16 protein-coding genes are annotated in these 18,804 nt (G+C 62.3%); 3 read left to right on the top strand and 13 right to left on the bottom strand.

Annotated elements, in window-relative coordinates; all coding sequences use genetic code 11:
- Positions 1 to 8: 8 nt before the first annotated feature.
- On the bottom strand, positions 9 to 722 hold the full coding sequence (locus ABE456_RS22675) for an ABC transporter permease (RefSeq protein WP_346645925.1): 714 nt from the start codon (positions 720 to 722) through the stop codon (positions 9 to 11).
- A 418-nt stretch (positions 723 to 1,140) separates the two neighbouring features.
- Between ABE456_RS22675 and ABE456_RS22670 the strand changes: the two genes are divergently transcribed.
- The 3 genes from ABE456_RS22670 to ABE456_RS22660 all read left to right on the top strand — a co-directional run bounded on the left by ABE456_RS22670 (position 1,141) and on the right by ABE456_RS22660 (position 3,483).
- Positions 1,141 to 1,470, top strand: a complete 330-nt coding sequence (locus tag ABE456_RS22670) for a type II toxin-antitoxin system RelE/ParE family toxin (protein WP_346645924.1) — start codon at positions 1,141 to 1,143, stop codon at positions 1,468 to 1,470.
- Entirely contained in the window at positions 1,471 to 1,800 is a 330-nt protein-coding gene (locus tag ABE456_RS22665; RefSeq protein ID WP_114167731.1) for an XRE family transcriptional regulator, read from the top strand.
- A gap of 99 nt (positions 1,801 to 1,899) precedes the next feature.
- Positions 1,900 to 3,483 (top strand): peptide chain release factor 3, encoded by a 1,584-nt coding sequence (locus tag ABE456_RS22660; protein ID WP_016713179.1) that lies wholly within the window; start codon positions 1,900 to 1,902, stop codon positions 3,481 to 3,483.
- 117 nt (positions 3,484 to 3,600) lie between these two features.
- On the opposite strand, the gene ABE456_RS22655 is transcribed toward ABE456_RS22660, so the two are convergent.
- The 12 genes from ABE456_RS22655 to ABE456_RS22600 all read right to left on the bottom strand — a co-directional run bounded on the left by ABE456_RS22655 (position 3,601) and on the right by ABE456_RS22600 (position 18,408).
- The gene (locus tag ABE456_RS22655; RefSeq protein ID WP_346645923.1) at positions 3,601 to 4,680 is read right to left on the bottom strand and encodes a polyamine ABC transporter substrate-binding protein; all 1,080 of its coding nucleotides are present in this window, start codon (positions 4,678 to 4,680) and stop codon (positions 3,601 to 3,603) included.
- A gap of 52 nt (positions 4,681 to 4,732) precedes the next feature.
- Positions 4,733 to 5,074 carry a cupin domain-containing protein gene (locus tag ABE456_RS22650; RefSeq protein WP_346645922.1) on the bottom strand — a complete coding sequence of 114 codons (342 nt, stop codon included), beginning with the start codon at positions 5,072 to 5,074 and terminating at the stop codon, positions 4,733 to 4,735.
- Between the two features lie 32 nt (positions 5,075 to 5,106).
- Positions 5,107 to 6,513 carry an FAD-dependent oxidoreductase gene (locus tag ABE456_RS22645; RefSeq protein ID WP_346645921.1) on the bottom strand — a complete coding sequence of 469 codons (1,407 nt, stop codon included), beginning with the start codon at positions 6,511 to 6,513 and terminating at the stop codon, positions 5,107 to 5,109.
- 64 nt (positions 6,514 to 6,577) lie between these two features.
- On the bottom strand, positions 6,578 to 7,387 hold the full coding sequence (locus ABE456_RS22640) for a nuclear transport factor 2 family protein (RefSeq protein ID WP_346645920.1): 810 nt from the start codon (positions 7,385 to 7,387) through the stop codon (positions 6,578 to 6,580).
- Between the two features lie 371 nt (positions 7,388 to 7,758).
- Positions 7,759 to 8,727 carry a peptide ABC transporter ATP-binding protein gene (locus tag ABE456_RS22635; protein WP_346645919.1) on the bottom strand — a complete coding sequence of 323 codons (969 nt, stop codon included), beginning with the start codon at positions 8,725 to 8,727 and terminating at the stop codon, positions 7,759 to 7,761.
- Positions 8,727 to 9,695, bottom strand: coding sequence for an ABC transporter ATP-binding protein (locus ABE456_RS22630; protein WP_346645918.1), 969 nt, complete (start codon positions 9,693 to 9,695; stop codon positions 8,727 to 8,729). The genes ABE456_RS22635 and ABE456_RS22630 overlap by 1 nt, the downstream gene beginning before the upstream one ends.
- 10 nt (positions 9,696 to 9,705) lie before the next feature.
- Entirely contained in the window at positions 9,706 to 10,632 is a 927-nt protein-coding gene (locus tag ABE456_RS22625; protein ID WP_009685150.1) for an ABC transporter permease subunit, read from the bottom strand.
- Positions 10,633 to 10,642: 10 nt separating this feature from the next.
- Positions 10,643 to 11,653, bottom strand: coding sequence for an ABC transporter permease subunit (locus tag ABE456_RS22620; protein WP_016485006.1), 1,011 nt, complete (start codon positions 11,651 to 11,653; stop codon positions 10,643 to 10,645).
- A gap of 91 nt (positions 11,654 to 11,744) precedes the next feature.
- Complete coding sequence (locus ABE456_RS22615; protein ID WP_346645917.1) at positions 11,745 to 13,355, bottom strand: ABC transporter substrate-binding protein; 1,611 nt, start codon at positions 13,353 to 13,355, stop codon at positions 11,745 to 11,747.
- Between the two features lie 78 nt (positions 13,356 to 13,433).
- Entirely contained in the window at positions 13,434 to 14,813 is a 1,380-nt protein-coding gene (locus ABE456_RS22610) for an OprD family porin (protein WP_346645916.1), read from the bottom strand.
- Positions 14,814 to 15,043: 230 nt separating this feature from the next.
- Entirely contained in the window at positions 15,044 to 16,636 is a 1,593-nt protein-coding gene (locus tag ABE456_RS22605; RefSeq protein WP_346645915.1) for an ABC transporter substrate-binding protein, read from the bottom strand.
- A gap of 146 nt (positions 16,637 to 16,782) precedes the next feature.
- Positions 16,783 to 18,408 carry an ABC transporter substrate-binding protein gene (locus ABE456_RS22600; RefSeq protein WP_346645914.1) on the bottom strand — a complete coding sequence of 542 codons (1,626 nt, stop codon included), beginning with the start codon at positions 18,406 to 18,408 and terminating at the stop codon, positions 16,783 to 16,785.
- Between the last annotated feature and the right edge of the window lie 396 nt (positions 18,409 to 18,804).

Genomic DNA, 18,804 nt, shown 5'->3' with positions numbered 1-18,804 from the left:
CCCTTTCTTTATTGGGCCAGGCCACGTTCCAGCCAGCGCTTGCTGGAGAAACTCACCGCCGCATCCAGCACCAGTGCCAGCAGCGCGGTGCAGGCGGCACCCAGCAGCAGCTGTGGCTGGTTGTTCAGGGCGATGCCGGGAAAGATCAGGCTGCCCAGGCTGTTGGCGCCAATCAGGAACGCCAGCGGTGCGGTGCCCACGTTCAACGCCAGGGCCACGCGCACACCACCGACAATGATCGGCACGGCGTTGGGCAATTCCACCTGCCAGAGTTGCTGGCGCGGGGTCATGCCGATGCCGGTGGCGGCTTCCTTGAGCGAGGCGGGGACGTTTTTCAGGCCCTCGTAGGTGTTGCGCACGATGGGCAGGAGGGAGGCGAGGAACAGTGCGAAGATCGCAGGCCCGGCGCCGATGCCCAGGATACTCAGGGCGATGGCCAGAACGGCCAGGGGAGGGATGGTGTTGCCAACGTTGAAGAACTGCATGAAGCGCTCGGCTTTGTCGACCCGGTGCGGTCGACTTAACGCAATGCCGGCGGGGATGCCCACGGCCAACGCCGCCGCCATCGAAGCCAGCACCAGTAGCAGGTGCGCTTGCAGGTAGAACCCAAGATCGTCGCGATAACGCGTGATCGTGTCGATGCCGATCCAGTGGACCAGCAGGGCCAGGATGACGAGCACGGTGGCGCATCCCAACAGCCCTTTACCGTAGCGTTTAGCCACAGGCGGACTCCTTGTGTTGTCGGCGAGCACACGATTTGGTTGCCGGCCAGTCCTGGCGGCGGTGGTGTGTTCGCGAGTAGCAGCGTGATGCATGCCGAAGGCTGCAATCAGGCCATGAGCCGAACCCCGTCGGGCCCGAAAATGCTGATGAAACCAGTCCCCCAACCGAAGCGGGTTGCGGGGGAGTGGACGTCTCCGTGGGCGTAAAGGTTCCCATCTGAGGCGGCATTTGGCCAGCGTTAATCACTGGAGGCCTGGAAATTTCGCGCGAAAAATAAGTGCTTTTCCTACATCAAGGCGTTGAATTACCTGCTATCGAGCCATTTGTCCCACCAAGCAATATCTGCTTTGAAATTCTCTCGGTATTTACTTGAGGGAATATTCCTTCGAGGGTATTTTAGCTGTGTGGACTATAAGGATGTGCCCGGAATTCAGGATCGAGTTCAAGGCCTTGGCAATGGAGGTTCAAGATGAACTGCTGGCTCAACTCCACTTGCTAGCCTACCGTGGCCCGGCTCTTGGACGGCCTCGTGTGGATTCCTTGAATGGCTCAAGGCATTCGAACATGAAAGAGTTGCGATTCAGTGTCGGCGATGGAGTGTGGCGGGTAGCGTTCGCCTTTGATCCATCACGTTGTGCGCTGCTGTTGGTTGCCGGCGATAAGGCAGGCATCAGTGAGCGTAGGTTTTACCGCAGCCTGATCGGTCGTGCTGACGCGCGTTTCGAACGGCACCTGTGTAGAGGTTGAATGATGAAAACACTTGATGAGGTTATGAACGAGCTTTCGCCTGAGCGTAGAGCCAGGGTTGAAGCCCGAGGTCGTGAACTGATCCGTGAAGAAATGACCTTGCAAGCATTGCGCAGGCAACTGGCAATCACCCAGGAAGGGTTGGCGGAGCGTCTGGATATTCGTCAGGGTAATGTTTCAAAGGTGGAGAAGCGTAGTGACATGTTGATTTCCACCTTGCGCAGCTATGTGGAGGCTCTGGGCGGGACTTTGGAGCTGGTTGCGCATATTCCAGGCCGTCCCCCCGTCACGCTTGACGGTTTCCTTGAGGAGCAGGAACAACGCGCTTAGCTCCTGCAATGGACCGGTTGCGGGAGATCAAATTTTGGTCCCCGCCCAACTTCAGGTATGATATCGCCCCTTTTAAATCCCCCAGTCAGGCGATTTCCCATGACCAACCAGGCCGCCGAAGTCGCGAAGCGCCGCACTTTCGCAATCATTTCCCACCCCGACGCCGGTAAGACCACCATCACCGAGAAGCTGCTGCTGATGGGCAAGGCCATTGCCGTCGCCGGTACCGTGAAGTCGCGCAAGTCCGACCGCCATGCCACCTCCGACTGGATGGAAATGGAGAAGCAGCGCGGTATCTCCATCACCACCTCGGTGATGCAGTTCCCGTACCGCGAGCACATGATCAACCTGCTCGACACCCCCGGCCACGAAGACTTCTCGGAAGACACCTACCGCACCCTGACCGCAGTGGACTCGGCGCTGATGGTGCTCGACGGCGGTAAAGGTGTAGAGCCCCGTACCATCGCCCTGATGGACGTGTGCCGCCTGCGTGACACGCCGATCGTCAGCTTCATCAACAAACTCGACCGCGACATCCGCGACCCGATCGAACTGCTCGACGAGATCGAAGCGGTACTGAAGATCAAGGCCGCGCCGATTACCTGGCCGATTGGTTGCTACCGTGACTTCAAGGGCGTGTACCACCTGACGGGTGACTACATCGTGGTCTACACCCCAGGCCACGGTCACGAGCGCACTGAAGCCAAGATCATCCAGAAGCTGGACTCCGACGAAGCCCGCGCCCACCTGGGCGACCAGTACGATTCGTTCGTCGAGCAGCTGGAGCTGGTGCAGGGCGCCTGCCACGAGTTCAACCAGGAAGAGTTCATCAACGGTCAGCTGACCCCGGTGTTCTTCGGTACTGCACTGGGCAACTTCGGTGTCGACCACGTGCTCGACGCGGTAGTCGACTGGGCACCGCGCCCGCTTGGCCGCGTGGCCCACGAGCGCACCGTGGAGCCTGTGGAAGAGAAGTTCACCGGCTTCGTGTTCAAGATCCAGGCGAACATGGACCCGAAACACCGCGACCGCATCGCCTTCATGCGTATCTGCTCGGGCAAGTACGAGAAGGGCATGAAGATGCGCCATGTGCGCCTGAACAAGGACCTGCGCATCGGCGATGCGCTGACCTTCTTCTCCTCCGAGCGTGAGCAGCTGGAAGAGGCCTTTGCCGGCGACATCATCGGCCTGCACAACCACGGCACCATCCAGATCGGCGACACCTTCACTGAAGGCGAGGCGCTGGGCTTCACCGGTATCCCGCACTTCGCCCCGGAACTGTTCCGCCGCGTGCGCCTGAAAGACCCGCTGAAATCCAAGCAGCTGCGTCAGGGCCTGCAGCAGCTGGCCGAAGAGGGTGCGACCCAGGTGTTCTTCCCGGAGCGCAGCAACGACATCATCCTGGGGGCGGTCGGTGTGCTGCAGTTCGACGTGGTCGCCAGCCGCCTGAAGGAAGAGTACAAGGTCGAGTGCGCCTACGAGCCAATCACCGTGTGGTCGGCGCGCTGGATCAGCTGCGACGACAAGAAGAAGCTTGAGGAATTCCAGACCAAGGCCATGGAAAACCTGGCCATCGACGGTGGCGGGCACCTGACCTACCTGGCGCCGACCCGGGTCAACCTGTCGCTGATGGAAGAGCGCTGGCCGGACATCAAGTTCCGCGCGACCCGCGAGCACCACTGATTTTCAAAGGCTGCATCTGATCCCTGTGGGAGCGGGTTTACCCGCGAATGCGATGTTGAATTTACCGACGCATTCGCGGGTGAACCCGCTCCCACAGGGACCGCACTACGGCCGCGCTCAGTTCCCGGCCTTGATGCTGGTCCAGATCCGGGTCCTGATGCGGTCAATCTTGGCCGGCATCGCCTGCAGCGCATAGAGCTTGCCCATCACTTCCTCGCTCGGGTAAATCATCGTATTACCCTTCATCGCCGGCTCCACCAGCCCGTCCGCCTTGAGGTTGCCGTTGGCGTACTGCACGTGGTTGCTGATGTTGGCCATCACTTCCGGCTGCAGCAGGTAATTCATGTAGGCATACCCGGCCTTTTCATCCGGCGCATCGGCTGGCATGGACACCATGTCGAACCACATCGGCGCGCCCTCCTTGGGTATCGAATAGCCCACCTTCACCCCGTTGTTCGCCTCTTCGGCCCGGTTCTTCGCCTGCAGCACATCCCCCGAGAAGCCCACCACCACGCAGATATCGCCATTGGCCAGGTCGCCGGTGTACTTCGATGAGTGGAAGTAGCTGATGTACGGCCGCACCTGCATCAGCAGCGCCTTGGCCTTGTCGTAGTCCGCCGGGTTCTGGCTGTGGTGCGGCAGGCCCAGGTAGTGCAGGGCGATTGGCAGCAGCTCGGGGCCGTTGTCCAGCACGGCGACGCCGCAGCTTTTCAGCTTGCTCATGTACTCGGGCTTGAAGATCAGGTCCCACGAGTCCAGTGGAGCGTTGTCGCCGAGTACCGCCTTGACCTTGTCGACGTTGTAGCCGATGCCGGTACTGCCCCACAGGTACGGGAAGCCATACTGGTTGCCCGGGTCGTTCACCTCCAGCGCCTTGAGCAGCACCGGGTTGAGGTTGTGCCAGTTGGGCAGCTGCGACTTGTCCAACAGCTTCAGGGCCTTGCCCTGGATCTGCCGGGCCATGAAGTGGTTGGAGGGGAACACCACGTCATAGCCGGAGTTGCCAGTCATCAGCTTGCCGTCGAGGGTTTCGTTGCTGTCGTACACGTCGTAGGTGGGCACGATGCCGCTGGCTTGCTGGAAGTTCTTCAGCGTGTCGGGGGCGACGTAGCTGGACCAGTTGTAGATCTTCACCGTTTCGGCGGCGCCGGCCACGCTGGCGGCCAGCATCAGGGGGGCAAGAAGGAGCGTGCGCATGTCGGGGTTACCTTGCTTTGTCTGTTGTTATCGAAGGCAGGCGATCAGCGGATCAGAAGATAAGTACGTAGGTCTTGCGCACGGTCTCCTGAATGTCCCAGGTGCCGGTGCTGTTGGCCGGTAGCATCAATGCGTCTCCGGCTTCTATGAACAGGGTCTCGCCACCATCGGGGGTGAAGCTGCAGCGGCCCTTGATGAAATGGCAGAACTCCTGCTGCACGATCTGCCGCCGCCAGCGCCCGGGGGTGCACTCCCAGATGCCGGTTTCGACGCCGTCGCTGCGTTCCACGCAGGTGACCGAAGTCATGGCCACGGGTTCGCCAAGCGGTACCGCAACCGGGTTGCTGCTGTCGAGCACGGCGCTGTCGGTGTGTTTGAACTGGGTGATGCTCATGGCCGGTGGATCCTGTGTCGGGGAAAGGGAAGTCAGTGCATGAAGCCTTCCATGAAGTCCGCAAGGGAGCTGGCCAGGCGCCGCCTCCACGGCGCACTGGCGGGGTTGGCGAGGGTCCGGTCCTCGTGGACGAAGCTCTGGATGATCGCGTTGTAGCCCAGCCAGCGGCAGGGCTCGGGCGGCCAGCTGGCCAGGCTTGATAGCGGGCGGTTGTCAAGTACCCAGGGTTGCGCGGTCAGCTCGTTGCGCTGGTTGAGGATCAGTGCCGCCAGGGTGCGCCCGCCCAGGTTGGTGGCGCCGACGCCTTCACCACCGTAGCCGCCAGCCAGGGCAATGCCGCGCTGGCGGTCGCAGAGCATGTGCGGGCGGAAGCGCCGCGCCATGCCCAGGTTGCCGCCCCAGGAATGGCTGATGCGTACATGCTTCAGCTGCGGGAACAGCTCGCCAAACAGGTAGCGGCGCAGTTCGATTTCGTGCTCATCGAGGTTGAAGTTCTCGCGCAGGCGGCCACCGAAGCGGTAGCCACCGCGGGCACCAAATACCAGGCGGTTGTCGGCGGTGCGCTGGCCGTAGGTGACCTGGCGGCTGCTTTCGCTAAAAGCCTGGCCCTCGCTCAGGCCGATCTGCTCCCAGGTGGCCTCCGGCAGCGGCTCGGTGGCCACCAGCAGGCTCTGTACCGGCAATTGATGCTTGCCCAGTGGCGGCAGGCTGGCGGCGTAGCCCTCCACGGCCGGCACCATCCACTGGCAGCGAATGCGTGCCAGCGGGGTGCGTACTTCGCCGGGCTGCCAGTCGATGGCCGGGGTGTTCTCGTAAATCGCTACCCCCAGCGCTTCCACAGCCCGGGCCAGGCCACGCGCCAGTTTGGCGGGTTGGATGGTCGCGGTGTGCGGGCTGTAGATGGCGCCATAGGCGTTGCTGACTCGCAGTTGCGCGTCCAGCTGCTCGGGGCGCAACCAGCGGTAGTCGTCCTCGGTCATGCCTTGGCGGTAAAGGTCGTCGAGGTAAGCGCGCAGGCTGCGCTCCTGTTCCGGGTAGCGCGCGGCGCAATACAGCACACCGCCTTTGCGGTAGTCGCAGTCGATGCCTTCGCGCTGTAGCACGCTGTGCACTTCATCGGGTATGCCGTGCAGCAGGTCGATGCTGGCGCGGCGTTGTTGCGGCGACAGGGTGGCCAGCAGGCGGTCTTCGCCGAGCAGGTTGCCCATCAGCCAGCCGCCGTTGCGCCCGGAGGCGCCGAAGCCGGCGATGTTGGCATCGATGACTGCAATGTTCAGCTGCGGCGCCTGGCGCTTGAGGTTGTAGGCGGTCCATAGGCCGGTGTAGCCGGCGCCGATGATGCACACATCCGCGTCAAGGTCTTCACGCAGGGCCGGGCGCGCGCACAGTGGCTCGTCGAGCTGGTCCATCCACAGGCTGAGCGTGCGCAGGGGTTGCATCGGGTTCGGCTCCACATCCGTAAAGGTCTGTGGGCGATCCTAGTGGTGTGGGCGGGCGGCTGTCTTACGTGCGTGCACGCAGGGAAATTTGCTTCAGGTAGGCCTTGGGCGTGAGCCCGGTGTGTTCGCGGAAGCACTTGTAGAACGCCGACAGCGAGTTGAAACCGGCGTTGAACGCCAGGTCGTCGATCGGCGCTTCGACGCTGTCGTCGTCAAGGCTGGCCATCAGGTGCTGCAGGCGCGCCTGGTTGACGTAGCGGTAGAAGCTTTGCCCGAGCACCTGGTTCAGCAAGTAAGAGATCTGGTTGCGGCTGTAGCCACTGGCTTCTGCTACCTGCTGCAGGTCCAGCTCCGGGTCCAGGTAGGGGCGCTGGCGCTGGAAGTAGTGTTCCAGGTCCTGGGCCATGGTCGACAGCTGCCGCGGCGACAGGCCCAGGCGGCTGGTGGCCGGGCGCGGGCCGCTGCTGGTGTGGCCACTGCTGTTCTGGCGAACCAGTGTGGCGTATTCGTTGACCCGCCAGATCAGGCCGTCCTTGACGGTGATCGCCTCACTGGACTGGAACGCCACCAGGCCATCGCCGCCCTGCACTGTGACCTGGTACTGGATGAACGCGGTACAGCCATCGACGCGGATGCGGTCGCTGTGGACGATGTCCTCGCCGGCTTCGTGGGGCAGGCAGGCGCGTACGTAGTCGCGCAGGTCCTGGTAGCCGAGCACGCGGTTCTGGAAGAAGTCGTGGTACTGGACGTCGGGGTGGTAGAGCGCGATGACGCCGTCGAGGTCGCGGTGCTTCCAGCACAGGTGGTAGCGCAGCACGGTGTCGGCGGTGAGCGGGGTTTGCTCGGGGCCGTCGGGGAGGGTGGTGGCGGTCATGCGCCTGATAGTGCATTGCAGAACACCCAGGTGCAAGGGTGGGGATCTGGCAAATTGCACGGTTTTGGCAAGCGGCTTACGGGGTAGGTCGTTGATTCATATGAATGTAATTTTTTGATACCAATGGCATGGCGAGTGCAGCGGTTTGTTCACCATCGAACAAGGAGAAAGGTCATGCGCTCGATATTGCTGTGGATGATTGGGGTGCCGATTCCGGTGATTATTCTGATCTGGTTCTTTATGCATTGAGGAAGCCGTGGCCGCTGTGCGGCCCATCGCCGGCAAGCCAGCTCCCACAGGTATTTCACAGGCCTTGAAGGCAGTGGTGTACCTGTGGGAGCTGGCTTGCCGGCGATGAGCGCTACACCGATCTAAAGGAACTGCTCAGCATAGTGGCAAGCCACCTGCCGAGTACTCACCTGCCTAAGTGCCGGCACCTCCTTTGCGCAGCGCTCGGTCGCATACGGGCAGCGCTTGTGAAACGCACACCCATCTGGCGGGTTAAGCGGGTTGGGTAGCTCCCCGGCAATGCGAATCTTCGGCTTTAAAGGGTCTGGGTGAATCGCCGGTGTTGCCGACAGCAGCGCCTGGGTATACGGGTGCAGCGGCTTCTCGTAAATGTCCTCCTTCGGCCCCATTTCCGCCGGCCGCCCCAGGTACATCACCAGCACCTGGTCTGCCACATGCCGTACCACCGCCAGGTTGTGCGAAATGAACACGTAGGCAGTGTTGAACTCCTTTTGCAGATCCATGAACAGGTTCAGCACCTGGGCCTGGATCGACACGTCCAGCGCCGAGGTCGGTTCGTCCGCCACCAGCACCTTGGGTTGCAGCATCATTGCGCGGGCCAGGGCGATTCGCTGGCGCTGGCCACCCGAGAACATGTGCGGGTAGCGCTGGTAATGCTCGGGGCGCAGGCCGACCTGTTCCATCATCTTCTGCACCTTTTCGCGGCGCTCGGCCTTGCTCAGCGAAGTGTTGATCAACAGCGGCTCGGCCAGCTGGTCACCAATCTTCTGCCGTGGGTTAAGCGAGGCGTAAGGGCTCTGGAACACCATCTGCACGTCGCGGCGCAGCTGCTTGCGCTCGGCCTTGCTGGCGCCTTTCACCTCGGTGCCGGCGATTTGCAACGAGCCGGACGACGGCTCTTCGATCAGGGTCAGGGCGCGGGCCAGGGTCGACTTGCCGCAGCCAGACTCGCCAACCACGGCCAAGGTCTTGCCGGCTTCCAGCTCGAACGACACGCCATTCAGCGCACGGACCAGGGCATGGCCCTTGAACAGCCCGCGGGAGACTTCGTAATGCCGGGTCAGCTCCCGGGCAGATAGAACGACGGCCATTACGCCACCTCCTGGTTCAGCGGGTAGAAGCAACGCACCAGGCTGTGGGCCTGTGGGTCAAGGGGCGGGCGCTGGCGCCGGCAGTTGTCCTGCACATACGGGCAGCGTGGCGACAGCAGGCAGCCGACGGGGCGGTCGTAGCGGCCAGGGACGATACCGGGCAGGGTGGCCAGGCGTTCGGCGCCAATGCTGTGCTCGGGGATTGCCGCCAGCAAGGCTTCGCTGTAGGGGTGGGCGGGGACGTCGAACAGCTCCGGCACCTGGCCCACTTCCACGGCCTGGCCGGCGTACATCACGCACACCCGCTTGGCCGTTTCGGCAACCACGGCAAGGTCGTGGGTGATCAGGATGAGCGCCATGTTGCGCTCCTTCTGCAGGTTCACCAGCAGCTCCATGATCTGCGCCTGGATGGTCACGTCCAGCGCGGTGGTCGGTTCGTCGGCGATCAGCAGCTTGGGTTCGCCGGCAATCGCCATGGCTATCGCCACGCGCTGGCTCATGCCGCCCGACAATTGATGCGGGTAGGCATCCAGGCGGCTTTCCGCAGCCGGGATTTCCACTTTCTTCAACAGCTCAAGGGCACGTTGGCGCGCGGCCTTGCCCTTCAGACCGAGGTGCTGGCGCAGCACCTCCTCGATCTGGTAGCCCACGGTATAGCTGGGGTTGAGCGCGGTCATCGGGTCCTGGAAGACCATGGCGATGTCCTTGCCCACCACCTTGCGTCGCTGGCGGCCGCTGAGCTTGAGCATGTCGGTGCCGTCGAAGGTGAGCGAGTCGGCGGTGATACGCCCGGGGGCATCGATCAGGCCCATCAGGGCCATCATGGTGACGGATTTGCCCGAGCCGGATTCGCCGACGATGGCCAGGATCTCGCCGGCCTCTACCGCCAGGTCCAGGCCATCGACCACCGGTACTGCATTGGCGTCGCCGAAGCGCACGTTCAGGTTGTTGATTTGCAACAGTGCCATGGCGTTCTCCTCAGGCGGCGTTCTTGAGTTTCGGGTCCAGCGCATCGCGCAGGCCGTCGCCCATCAGGTTGATTGCCAGCACACTGAGCAGAATGGTCAGGCCGGGCAGGCTCACCACCCACCAGGCGCGCTCGATGTAGTCACGGGCCGAAGCCAGCATGGTGCCCCACTCGGGGGTTGGCGGCTGTACGCCGAGGCCGAGGAAGCCCAGTGCGGCGGCGTCGAGGATGGCCGAGGAGAAACTCAGGGTAGCCTGCACGATCAGCGGTGCCATGCAGTTGGGTAGCACAGTGACGAACATCAGCCGTGGCAGCCCGGCACCGGCCAGACGCGCGGCGGTGACGTAGTCGCGGTTCAGCTCGCCCATCACCGCGGCGCGGGTCAGGCGCACGTAGGAGGGCAGCGAGACGATGGCGATGGCGATTACCGTGTTGATCAGGCCAGGGCCGAGGATGGCGACGATGGCCACCGCCAGCAGCAGCGACGGCAGGGCCAGCATCACGTCCATCAGGCGCATGATCGACGGGCCGAGCAGTTGCGGGAAGAAACCGGCCAGCAGGCCCAGCAGGATGCCTGGGATCAGCGACATCACCACCGACGACAGGCCGATCAGCAGCGACAGCCGCGCACCCTGGATCAAGCGTGAAAGCAGGTCGCGGCCGAGTTCGTCGGTGCCGAGGATGAACTGCCAGGTGCCGCCTTCCAGCCACACCGGCGGGGTTAGCAGGAAGTCGCGGTATTGCTCGCTTGGGTCATGCGGGGCGACCCACGGCGCGAACAGCGCGCAGAACACCACCAGGCACATGAAGGCCAGGCCCATCACCGCGCCCTTGTTGCGCGCGAAGGCTTGCCAGAATTCTTTGTACGGCGAGGGGTAGAGCAGGCTCTGGTCCACCGGGCTGGCCGGCGACACGGATTTCGGAATCGGGCTAGTCATGGCAAGGGCCTCAGCGCTGATGACGGATGCGTGGGTTGGCCAGGCCGTAGAGGATGTCCACGACGAAGTTGACCAGGATCACCAGGCAGGCGATCAAAAGGATGCCGTTCTGGACCACGGGGTAGTCACGGGCACCAATGGCTTCGATCAGCCACTTGCCGATGCCCGGCCAGGAGAAGATGGTTTCGGTCAGCACCGCACCGGCCAGCAGCGTGCCGACCTGCAGGCCGAACACGGTCAGCACCGGGATCAGGGCGTTGCGCAGGCCATGCACGAACACCACGCGGGCCGGCGACAGGCCTTTGGCACGGGCGGTGCGGATGTAGTCTTCGCGCAGCACTTCAAGCATCGACGAGCGGGTCATGCGGGCGATCACTGCCAGCGGGATGGTGCCGAGTACGATGGCCGGCAGGATCAGGTGCATCACCGCGTCCTTGAACGCGCCTTCTTCGTCGCTGAGCAGAGTGTCGATGAGCATGAAGCCGGTTTTCGGCTCGATGTCGTAGAGCAGGTCGATGCGCCCGGACACCGGGGTCCAGCCCAGGCTTACCGAGAAGAACATGATCAGGATCAGGCCCCACCAGAAGATCGGCATCGAGTAGCCGGCCAGCGATATGCCCATCACCCCATGGTCGAACAACGAGCCTCGCTTGAGCGCGGCGATCACCCCGGCCAGCAGGCCGACGATGCCGGCGAACAGCAGGGCGGCGAAGGCCAGTTCGAGGGTGGCCGGGAACAGGGTGAGGAACTCGGTCCATACGCTTTCGCGAGTACGCAGCGATTCACCGAGGTCGCCCTGGGCCAGCTTGCCGACGTAGTCCAGGTACTGGACCGGCAGTGGCTTGTTCAGGCCCAGGCGCTCCATGGCCTGGGCATGCATTTCGGGGTCGACCCTGCGCTCGCCCATCATCACTTCCACCGGGTCGCCGGGGATCAGGCGTATGAGCGCGAAGGTGAGCAAGGTGATGCCGAAAAAGGTCGGTATCAGCAGGCCTAGGCGCCGGGCAATAAAACTCAACATTGTCGGGGTTACCTCATCAGGCCGCGCGGCCAGCAGCGCGCTACGGCGGTGCCGCCGGTTCCCGTGAGGGTCGCCGGCGGTCGTTGTTGTTCTACTTCACCTTGGTGGTGGCGAAGTTATTGTTGGTCAGAGGGCTGATCACGTAGCCCTCCACGTTGTCACGCATGGCCGTGAACATCTTCGGATGGGCCATGCTGATCCAGGGTTGGTCGTCATCGTACACCTTCAATGCCTCGCTATAGAGCCTTGCACGCTCGTCGTTGTCGATCACTTCGCGGGCGCGGGTAATCAGCTCCTGGAATTTCGGGTTGCACCAGCGCGCGTAGTTTTCGCCGGTCTTGGCTGCATCGCAGCTGAGCAGTGGGCTGAGGAAGTTATCCGGATCGCCGTTGTCGCCAGCCCAACCGGTGGACACCAGGTCGGCTTCGCCCTTCTTGGCCCGACGCAGCATTTCGGCCCATTCCATCACGCGAATATCCAGCTTTAAGCCGATTTGCTTGAGGTCAGCCTGCAGCATTTCGGCGGACAGGCGCGGGTTTGGGTTGGTCGCGCCGCCGCCGTTGCGGGTGAACAGGGTGATCACCGTACCTTCCGGTACCCCGGCCTCCTTGAGCAGGGCGCGGGCCTTGTCGAGGTCGCGTGGCGGGTTCTGATTGCTGGTGTTGTAGCCCAGCATAGTCGGCGGGTATGGGTTGACACCGATCAGCGCGTTGCCTTTGCCAAACAGCTGGTCGACGTGTGTCTGGCGATCGAAGGCCATGTTGATGGCTTTACGCACGCGCACGTCATTGAGGTACTTGTGCTCGGTGTTCATGGCGATGTAGCCAGTGACCAGTGCTTCGATCTCGGCGACCTTGAGCTTGGGGTCGGCTTTGATCGACGGCACGTCTTCCGGCTTGGGGTACAACGCCACCTGGCACTCGTTGGCACGCAGCTTCTGCAGGCGCACGTTGCTGTCGGTGGTGATGGCGAACACCAGGTCATCGGCTGGCGGCTTGCCGCGGAAGTACTCCGGGTTGGGCTTGAAGCGGACCTGGGCGTCTTTGTTGTAGCGCTGGAAGATGAACGGACCGGTGCCGATCGGCTTGCTGTTCAGCTCGGCAGTTTTGCCAGCCTTGAGCAACTGGTCGCCGTATTCGGCGGAGTAGATCGACGTAAAGCCCATGGCCATGTCATGCAGGAACGGTGCTTCCGGGCGGGTGAGGGTAATAACCACGGTGTGCTCGTCGGTCTTGTCCACCGCCTTGAGCAGGTCCTTGAAGGCCATGCTTTCGAAGTACGGGTAGCCGACGCTGTTCTTGTCGTGCCATGGGTGGGCCGGGTCGAGTTGGCGGCGCAGGCTCCACAGCACGTCGTCGGCGTTGAGCTCGCGGGTGGGCTTGAAGTAATCAGTGGTGTGGAACTTCACCCCTTGGCGCAAGTGGAAAGTGTAGGTCAGGCCATCTGGCGAAATGTCCCAACTTTCGGCCAGGGCCGGCTGGATGTCGGTGGTGCCGGGCTTGAAGTCGACCAGGCGGTTGAACAACGTTTCGGAAGCGGCATCAAAAGTGACCGCCGTGGTGTACTGGACAACGTCGAACCCTTCCGGGCTGGCTTCGGTGCATACCACCAGCGGTTTGGCCGCCAGTTGCGTGGCGCTGCCCAGCACCAGTGCTGCCAGGGTCAGGCGTAGCGGTAGTGATTTGATGAAAGCTCTCTGCATGGGTTTGAGTCTCCCTGCGTGCATTGATTCCAGCGTAGCCGCCACGGCCTGCAACGAAGCGGGCCGTGGCGCCAACGGTCAGAGAATGTTGAACGGAATGGTGGTGACCACGCGGAACTCATCCAGGCTGCCATCGCCCTGCGCCTTGCTGGCGCGGTGGGTGGTGTAGGTGGCACGGATACTGGTGTCTTTCAGCGGCCCGCTCTGCACTGCATAGCTGGTGCCGATGCCCCACTCATAGTGGGTTTCGCCATCCAGGCCGTTCACGTCATAGGCGGTACCGCGGTAGTGAGTGCCATCGATGCCCCAGCCGCGGGCGTTGTACAGGTTGAACTTCAGGCCCGGCACGCCATACGGCGCCATGTTCAGCACGTAGGAAATCTGCAGCGATTTCTCGTTGGGGCCGTTGAAGTCCGACAGCAGCGAGTTGGCCAGGTAGATGCCGTTGGTTTCGTGCAGGTAGTCGAAGTACTCGTTGCCGTTGACCTGCTGCCACGAGGCACTGAGGGTGTGGGCCTGGTGAGTCAGGCCGAGCGACAGGCTGTAGGTGTCGTTGTCGATCTTGCCCATCTTCTGGCTGCCGGCGTCGACGGTCTTGTAGTAGTTCAGGCCGGTGTTCAGGCTGAGCACTGCGCTGTCGCCGAGCACGTGATTGGCGCCGAAGTAGTACTGGTTCCAGAAGTCGTCGACCTTGGTGGCGTACAGGCTGGTGCTCAGGCTCTTGAGCGGCTGGTAATTGATGCCGGCGGTGCTGGCACGGTCGGTTTCCACGCCGGTGGCGCTGTATTCACTGCGGAACTTGCTGAGGCTTTGTTCGGTACGTGGCGAGACGCGGTCGAAGGTACCCAGGTCGAAGCTGAGGTTGTCGAATTCGGCGCTGTGCAGGAAGGCGCCCTGGAAGCTCGACGGCAGGGCGCGGTTGCCGATATAGGCGATCATCGGCGTGTCCACCGCCTGGCGGCCGAGGGTAAGGGTGGTGTTGGACACACGTGCCTTGATGTTGCCCAGCCCCAGTTTGCTCCACTGGCCGATGGGGTCACCATCGCTGTGGGTCAGCGTGCGGTTGTTGGGGCCGGCGACCGCTTCGCGGTTCTGCTGCAGGGCAATGGCGTTGTAGCCGGCGGCCTCGACGGCGATGCCCACGGTGCCTTCGGTGAAGCCGGAGCTGTAGTTGAGGATGCTGCCCTGTACCCAGTTTTCACGGCTGTGGGTGGGGTGGCGGGTGCCGTCGCTCTTGTAGTACTTCCACAGCGGGGCGCGGGCGGCGCGTTCGCGGGCATACCAGTTGCGGGTGCTGCCGGACAGGCTTTGGCCGTCGATGAAGCCGCTGGCCTGCGCTTGCTCGCTGGTGCCTTTGAGGGTGATGGGGATGAAGTCCTGGCTTTGCGGGTCGGCCTGGGCCACGGTGGATAAGGCACTGATGGATAAGGCCAGTGCGGTCAAGGTGAATACTCTCAAGGTTAAAGCTCCCTTTCTTTTCTAGTTATGGCCGGCCTTGTGGGCCGGATGCTTGCTGCGGTGTTGCCAGGGTTGCCACGGGATCGCCGGGCTGAATCGGGGTGTTGTGTTGCCTGTGCCGTCCCTTTCGCGGGTAAGCCCGCTCCCACAGGGGGCTGCGCAGCCCCCTGGCTTATGGATGACTTTGTGGGAGCGGGTTTAACCGCGAAGAGGCCGATACCGGCTAACGCTTAATCAACACTCACACCGGAAAAATCATTGCGCCCAAACGGGCTGACCTTGAACTGGGAAACCTTGACGCTAAGCGGCTGGTTGACCGTGGAATGCGCCACCGGGGTAATCGGTACCTGCTGCTTGAGCCGCTGCTGGGCCTGCTGATACAGGGCGCTGCGTTGTGCCTGGTCGGTGACCTGCTTGGCCTGCTTGACCAGGCTGTCGTACTGCGGGTCGCACCACAGCGAGTAGTTGTTGCTGCCGATGGCGTCGCAGCTGTAAAGCGTGCCCAGCCAGTTGTCCGGGTCGCCGTTGTCACCGGTCCAGCCGATCAGGGCAATGTCGTGCTCGCCGCTTTTCATGCGCTTGATGTATTCGCCCCATTCATAACTGACGATGCGCACCTTGAAGCCGAGCTTGTTCCAGTCGGACTGGAGCATTTCAGCCATCAGCTTGGCATTGGGGTTGTAGGGGCGTTGTACCGGCATGGCCCACAGCGTGACCTCGGTACCCGGTTTCACCCCGGCCTGTTGCAATAGCTGTTTGGCCTTCTCCGGGTCGTAAGGGGCGTCCTTGAGGCTTTCGTCATAGGACCACTGGGTCGGCGGCATGGCGTTGACCGCCAGCTGGCCGGAGTCCTGATACACCGCCTGGATGATGGCTTTCTTGTTCACTGCCATGTCCATGGCCTGGCGCACTTCCAGGCGGTCGAACGGCGGGTGTTGGGTGTTGTAGGCGATATATCCGAGGTTGAAGCCCGGTTGCTGCAGCACCTGCAGCTTGCTGTCGGCCTTGAGCGCAGGCAGGTCGGCCGGGCGCGGATGCAGGGTGACCTGGCATTCGTTGCGGCGCAGCTTCTGGATGCGCACGGAAGGGTCGACGTTGATCGAGAACACCAGGTTATCGATCTGCACCTGGTCCGGTGCCCAGTAGGCCTTGTTGCCCTTGTAGCGGATCTGCGAATCCTTCTGGTACCGCTGGAACACGAATGGCCCGGTGCCGATTGGTTGCTGGTTGATGTCGCTGGGGCGACCGCTGGCCAGCAGCTGCTCGGCGTATTCAGCAGACAGTATCGAGGCGAAGCTCATGGCCAGGTTCTGGATGAACGCGGCATCGACGGTGTTCAGGGTGAACACCACAGTCAGCGGGTCGGCTTTCTCGACCCGGGCGATGTTCTTGTCCAGGCCCATGCTGACGAAATAGGGGAATTCGGTGGGGTAGGCCTGGCGGAACGGATGGCGCCTGTCGAGCATGCGATTGAAGGTGAACAGCACATCGTCGGCGTTGAAGTCACGGCTGGGGGTAAAGGCCTTGTTGCTGTGGAACTTCACCCCTTCACGCAGGTGGAAGGTGTAGCGCAAGCCGTCGTCGGACACGTCCCAGCGGCTTGCCAGGGCAGGGTGCACGGCAGTGCCGCCGCGCTCGAACTCGACCAGGCGGTTGTATATCGGCTCGGCGGCGTCGTTGTCGGTGGCAGTGGTGTACTGAGCGGTGTCGAAACCGGCGGGGCTGCCTTCGGAGCAGAACACCAGGTTGCTGGCGAGCAGGGCCGGGGATTGGCTGATCAGGCCCAGGGCCAGCAGGGCGGAAAGGCGGGTAGCGTGGCGCATGGCAAATCCTTTTTCATCTGTTTGCACCGCCTCGGGGTACGAATGGCGGCAACAGTTCGCCGACCCCGCAGCGGATGGCCGCAGGACGACATGAAGAGGTGGTGAGGGTGAAGGGCACCCGCCGCTTGACGGGTGCCGGGGCTACCCTATTTGTCCACGCTGACGCCGTAGAAGGAGTTCAGCGCGAACGGGCTGATCTTGAAGTCCTTCACTTTGGCGCTCATGGGCTGGTACACGGTGGAGTGGGCGATCGGGGTGATCGGTACCTGCTCCTTGAGGATGTGCTGTGCCTTCTGGTAAAGCTCGGTGCGCTTGGCCTGGTCGGAAGTGGCCTTGGCCTGCTTGATCAGGTCGTCGTAGGGCTTGAAGCACCACTTGGAGAAGTTGTTGCCGTCGATGGCATCGCAACCGTAGAGGGTGCCCAGCCAGTTGTCCGGGTCACCGTTGTCACCACTCCAGCCGATCAGCATGGCGCCCTGTTCGCCGCCTTTGGAGCGTTTGATGTATTCGCCCCATTCGTAGCTGACGATCTTCGCCTTGATGCCGATCTTGGCCCAGTCGGACTGCAGCATTTCGGCCATCAGCTTGGCATTGGGGTTGTAGGGGCGTTGCACCGGCATGGCCCACAGGGTGATCTCGGTGCCTTCCTTGACGCCAGCTTCCTTGAGCAGCTGCTTGGCCTTCTCAGGGTCGAACGGGGCGTCCTTGATGCTGTCGTCATAGGACCACTGGGTTGGCGGCATGGCGTTGACCGCCAGCTGGCCGGCGCCCTGGTAGACCGATTCGATGATCTTCTTCTTGTCCACTGCCATGTCCAGCGCCTGGCGCACTTTCAGCTGGGCCATGGGGTTGGGCTCGTTGCTGCCCTTGATCTTGTCCATCACGTTGTAGGCGATGTAGCCAAGGTTGAAGCCGGCCTGGTCAGGCATCTTCAGCTTGGGGTCTTTCTTCAGCGGCTCGATGTCGGCCGGGCGCGGGAACAGGGTGACCTGGCACTCGTTCTTCTTCAGTTTCTGCATGCGCACCGAAGCATCGGTGGTGATGGCGAAGATCAGGTTGTCGAGCTTGACGTCATCGGGCTGCCAGTAGTCCTTGTTGCCCTTGAAGCGGATCTGCGCGTCCTTCTGGTACTTGCTGAACACGAACGGGCCGGTGCCGATCGGCTTCTGGTTGATATCGGCAGCCTTGCCGCCCTTGAGCAACTGGTCGGCGTATTCGGCGGACTGGATCGAGGCAAAGCTCATGGCCAGGTTCTGGATGAACGCGGCGTCGACTTCGTTGAGGGTGAACTTGACCGTGTGCTCGTCGAGCTTCTCCAGCTTGGCGATGTTCTTGTCCATGCCCATGTCGGTGAAGTACGGGAACTCGGTGGGGTAGGCCTTGCGGAACGGGTGGTCCTTGTCGAGCATGCGGTTGAAGGTGAACAGCACGTCGTCGGCGTTGAACGGGCGGGTCGGCGTGAAGTAGTCGGTGGTGTGGAACTTCACCCCTTCGCGCAGGTGGAAGGTGTAAGTCTTGCCGTCGTCGGACACGTCCCACTTGGTCGCCAGGCCCGGGATCACCGCCGTGCCGCCGCGTTCGAACTGGGTTAGGCGGTTGAACACGGTTTCGGCCGAGGCGTCGAAGTCGGTCCCGGTGGTGTACTGCCCCGGGTCGAAACCGGCCGGGCTGCCTTCGGAGCAGAACACCAGGTTGGACGCGGCAAGGGCCGACGGTGCACCGGTGAGCAAGCCTGCACCTAGCAGGAACGGAATGACTGCGTGTTTGAGCATGGTGGCCTCATTGTTGTCATTTTTCGATTGAGGTGGCCTCGTGAGCCGACCTGCGGATACTTATGCAGGGGGTGTTCCCAATGCAACAGGCATAAGGATAGTTGGCGCCACAAAAGTGGTACGGCCGTACATGGATGTCGCATTGGTATAACTTTTGGCGAAGTTAAACGTTTGCGCAGGCAAAATGATGGCTTTTTACAGGATGTTTCGAGGCGGGAAGGGATGTAGGAGGCACCTTGATGGTGCGTAGGAAAGGTCTGAAAACGCTAAATTTGAGGTTGGCGCGGTCCCTGTAGGAGCGGCCTTGTGTCGCGATGGGCCGCACAGCGGCCCCGGCAATTTATCAGGTACAGCTGAAATCCCGGGGCTGCTTTGCAGCCCATCGCGACACAAGGC

Origin of the sequence: Pseudomonas sp. TWI929, from assembly GCF_039673335.1 — a bacterium.
Classification (GTDB): domain Bacteria; phylum Pseudomonadota; class Gammaproteobacteria; order Pseudomonadales; family Pseudomonadaceae; genus Aquipseudomonas.
The sequence above is the reverse complement of the archived record's forward strand: the minus strand, read 5'-3'. Positions and strand labels throughout refer to the sequence as shown.

Bases quoted from the DNA above. Each gene is read 5' to 3' on its own strand.
- ABE456_RS22620 (WP_016485006.1), bottom strand. From the start codon at position 11,653: ATGTTGAGTTTTATTGCCCGGCGCCTAGGCCTGCTGATACCGACCTTT.
- ABE456_RS22655 (WP_346645923.1), bottom strand. From the start codon at position 4,680: ATGCGCACGCTCCTTCTTGCCCCCCTGATGCTGGCCGCCAGCGTGGCC.
- ABE456_RS22615 (WP_346645917.1), bottom strand. From the start codon at position 13,355: ATGCAGAGAGCTTTCATCAAATCACTACCGCTACGCCTGACCCTGGCA.
- ABE456_RS22630 (WP_346645918.1), bottom strand. From the start codon at position 9,695: ATGGCACTGTTGCAAATCAACAACCTGAACGTGCGCTTCGGCGACGCC.
- ABE456_RS22640 (WP_346645920.1), bottom strand. From the start codon at position 7,387: ATGACCGCCACCACCCTCCCCGACGGCCCCGAGCAAACCCCGCTCACC.
- ABE456_RS22650 (WP_346645922.1), bottom strand. From the start codon at position 5,074: ATGAGCATCACCCAGTTCAAACACACCGACAGCGCCGTGCTCGACAGC.
- ABE456_RS22660 (WP_016713179.1), top strand. From the start codon at position 1,900: ATGACCAACCAGGCCGCCGAAGTCGCGAAGCGCCGCACTTTCGCAATC.
- ABE456_RS22670 (WP_346645924.1), top strand. From the start codon at position 1,141: ATGTGCCCGGAATTCAGGATCGAGTTCAAGGCCTTGGCAATGGAGGTT.
- ABE456_RS22605 (WP_346645915.1), bottom strand. From the start codon at position 16,636: ATGCGCCACGCTACCCGCCTTTCCGCCCTGCTGGCCCTGGGCCTGATC.
- ABE456_RS22665 (WP_114167731.1), top strand. From the start codon at position 1,471: ATGATGAAAACACTTGATGAGGTTATGAACGAGCTTTCGCCTGAGCGT.
- ABE456_RS22625 (WP_009685150.1), bottom strand. From the start codon at position 10,632: ATGACTAGCCCGATTCCGAAATCCGTGTCGCCGGCCAGCCCGGTGGAC.
- ABE456_RS22600 (WP_346645914.1), bottom strand. From the start codon at position 18,408: ATGCTCAAACACGCAGTCATTCCGTTCCTGCTAGGTGCAGGCTTGCTC.
- ABE456_RS22635 (WP_346645919.1), bottom strand. From the start codon at position 8,727: ATGGCCGTCGTTCTATCTGCCCGGGAGCTGACCCGGCATTACGAAGTC.
- ABE456_RS22645 (WP_346645921.1), bottom strand. From the start codon at position 6,513: ATGCAACCCCTGCGCACGCTCAGCCTGTGGATGGACCAGCTCGACGAG.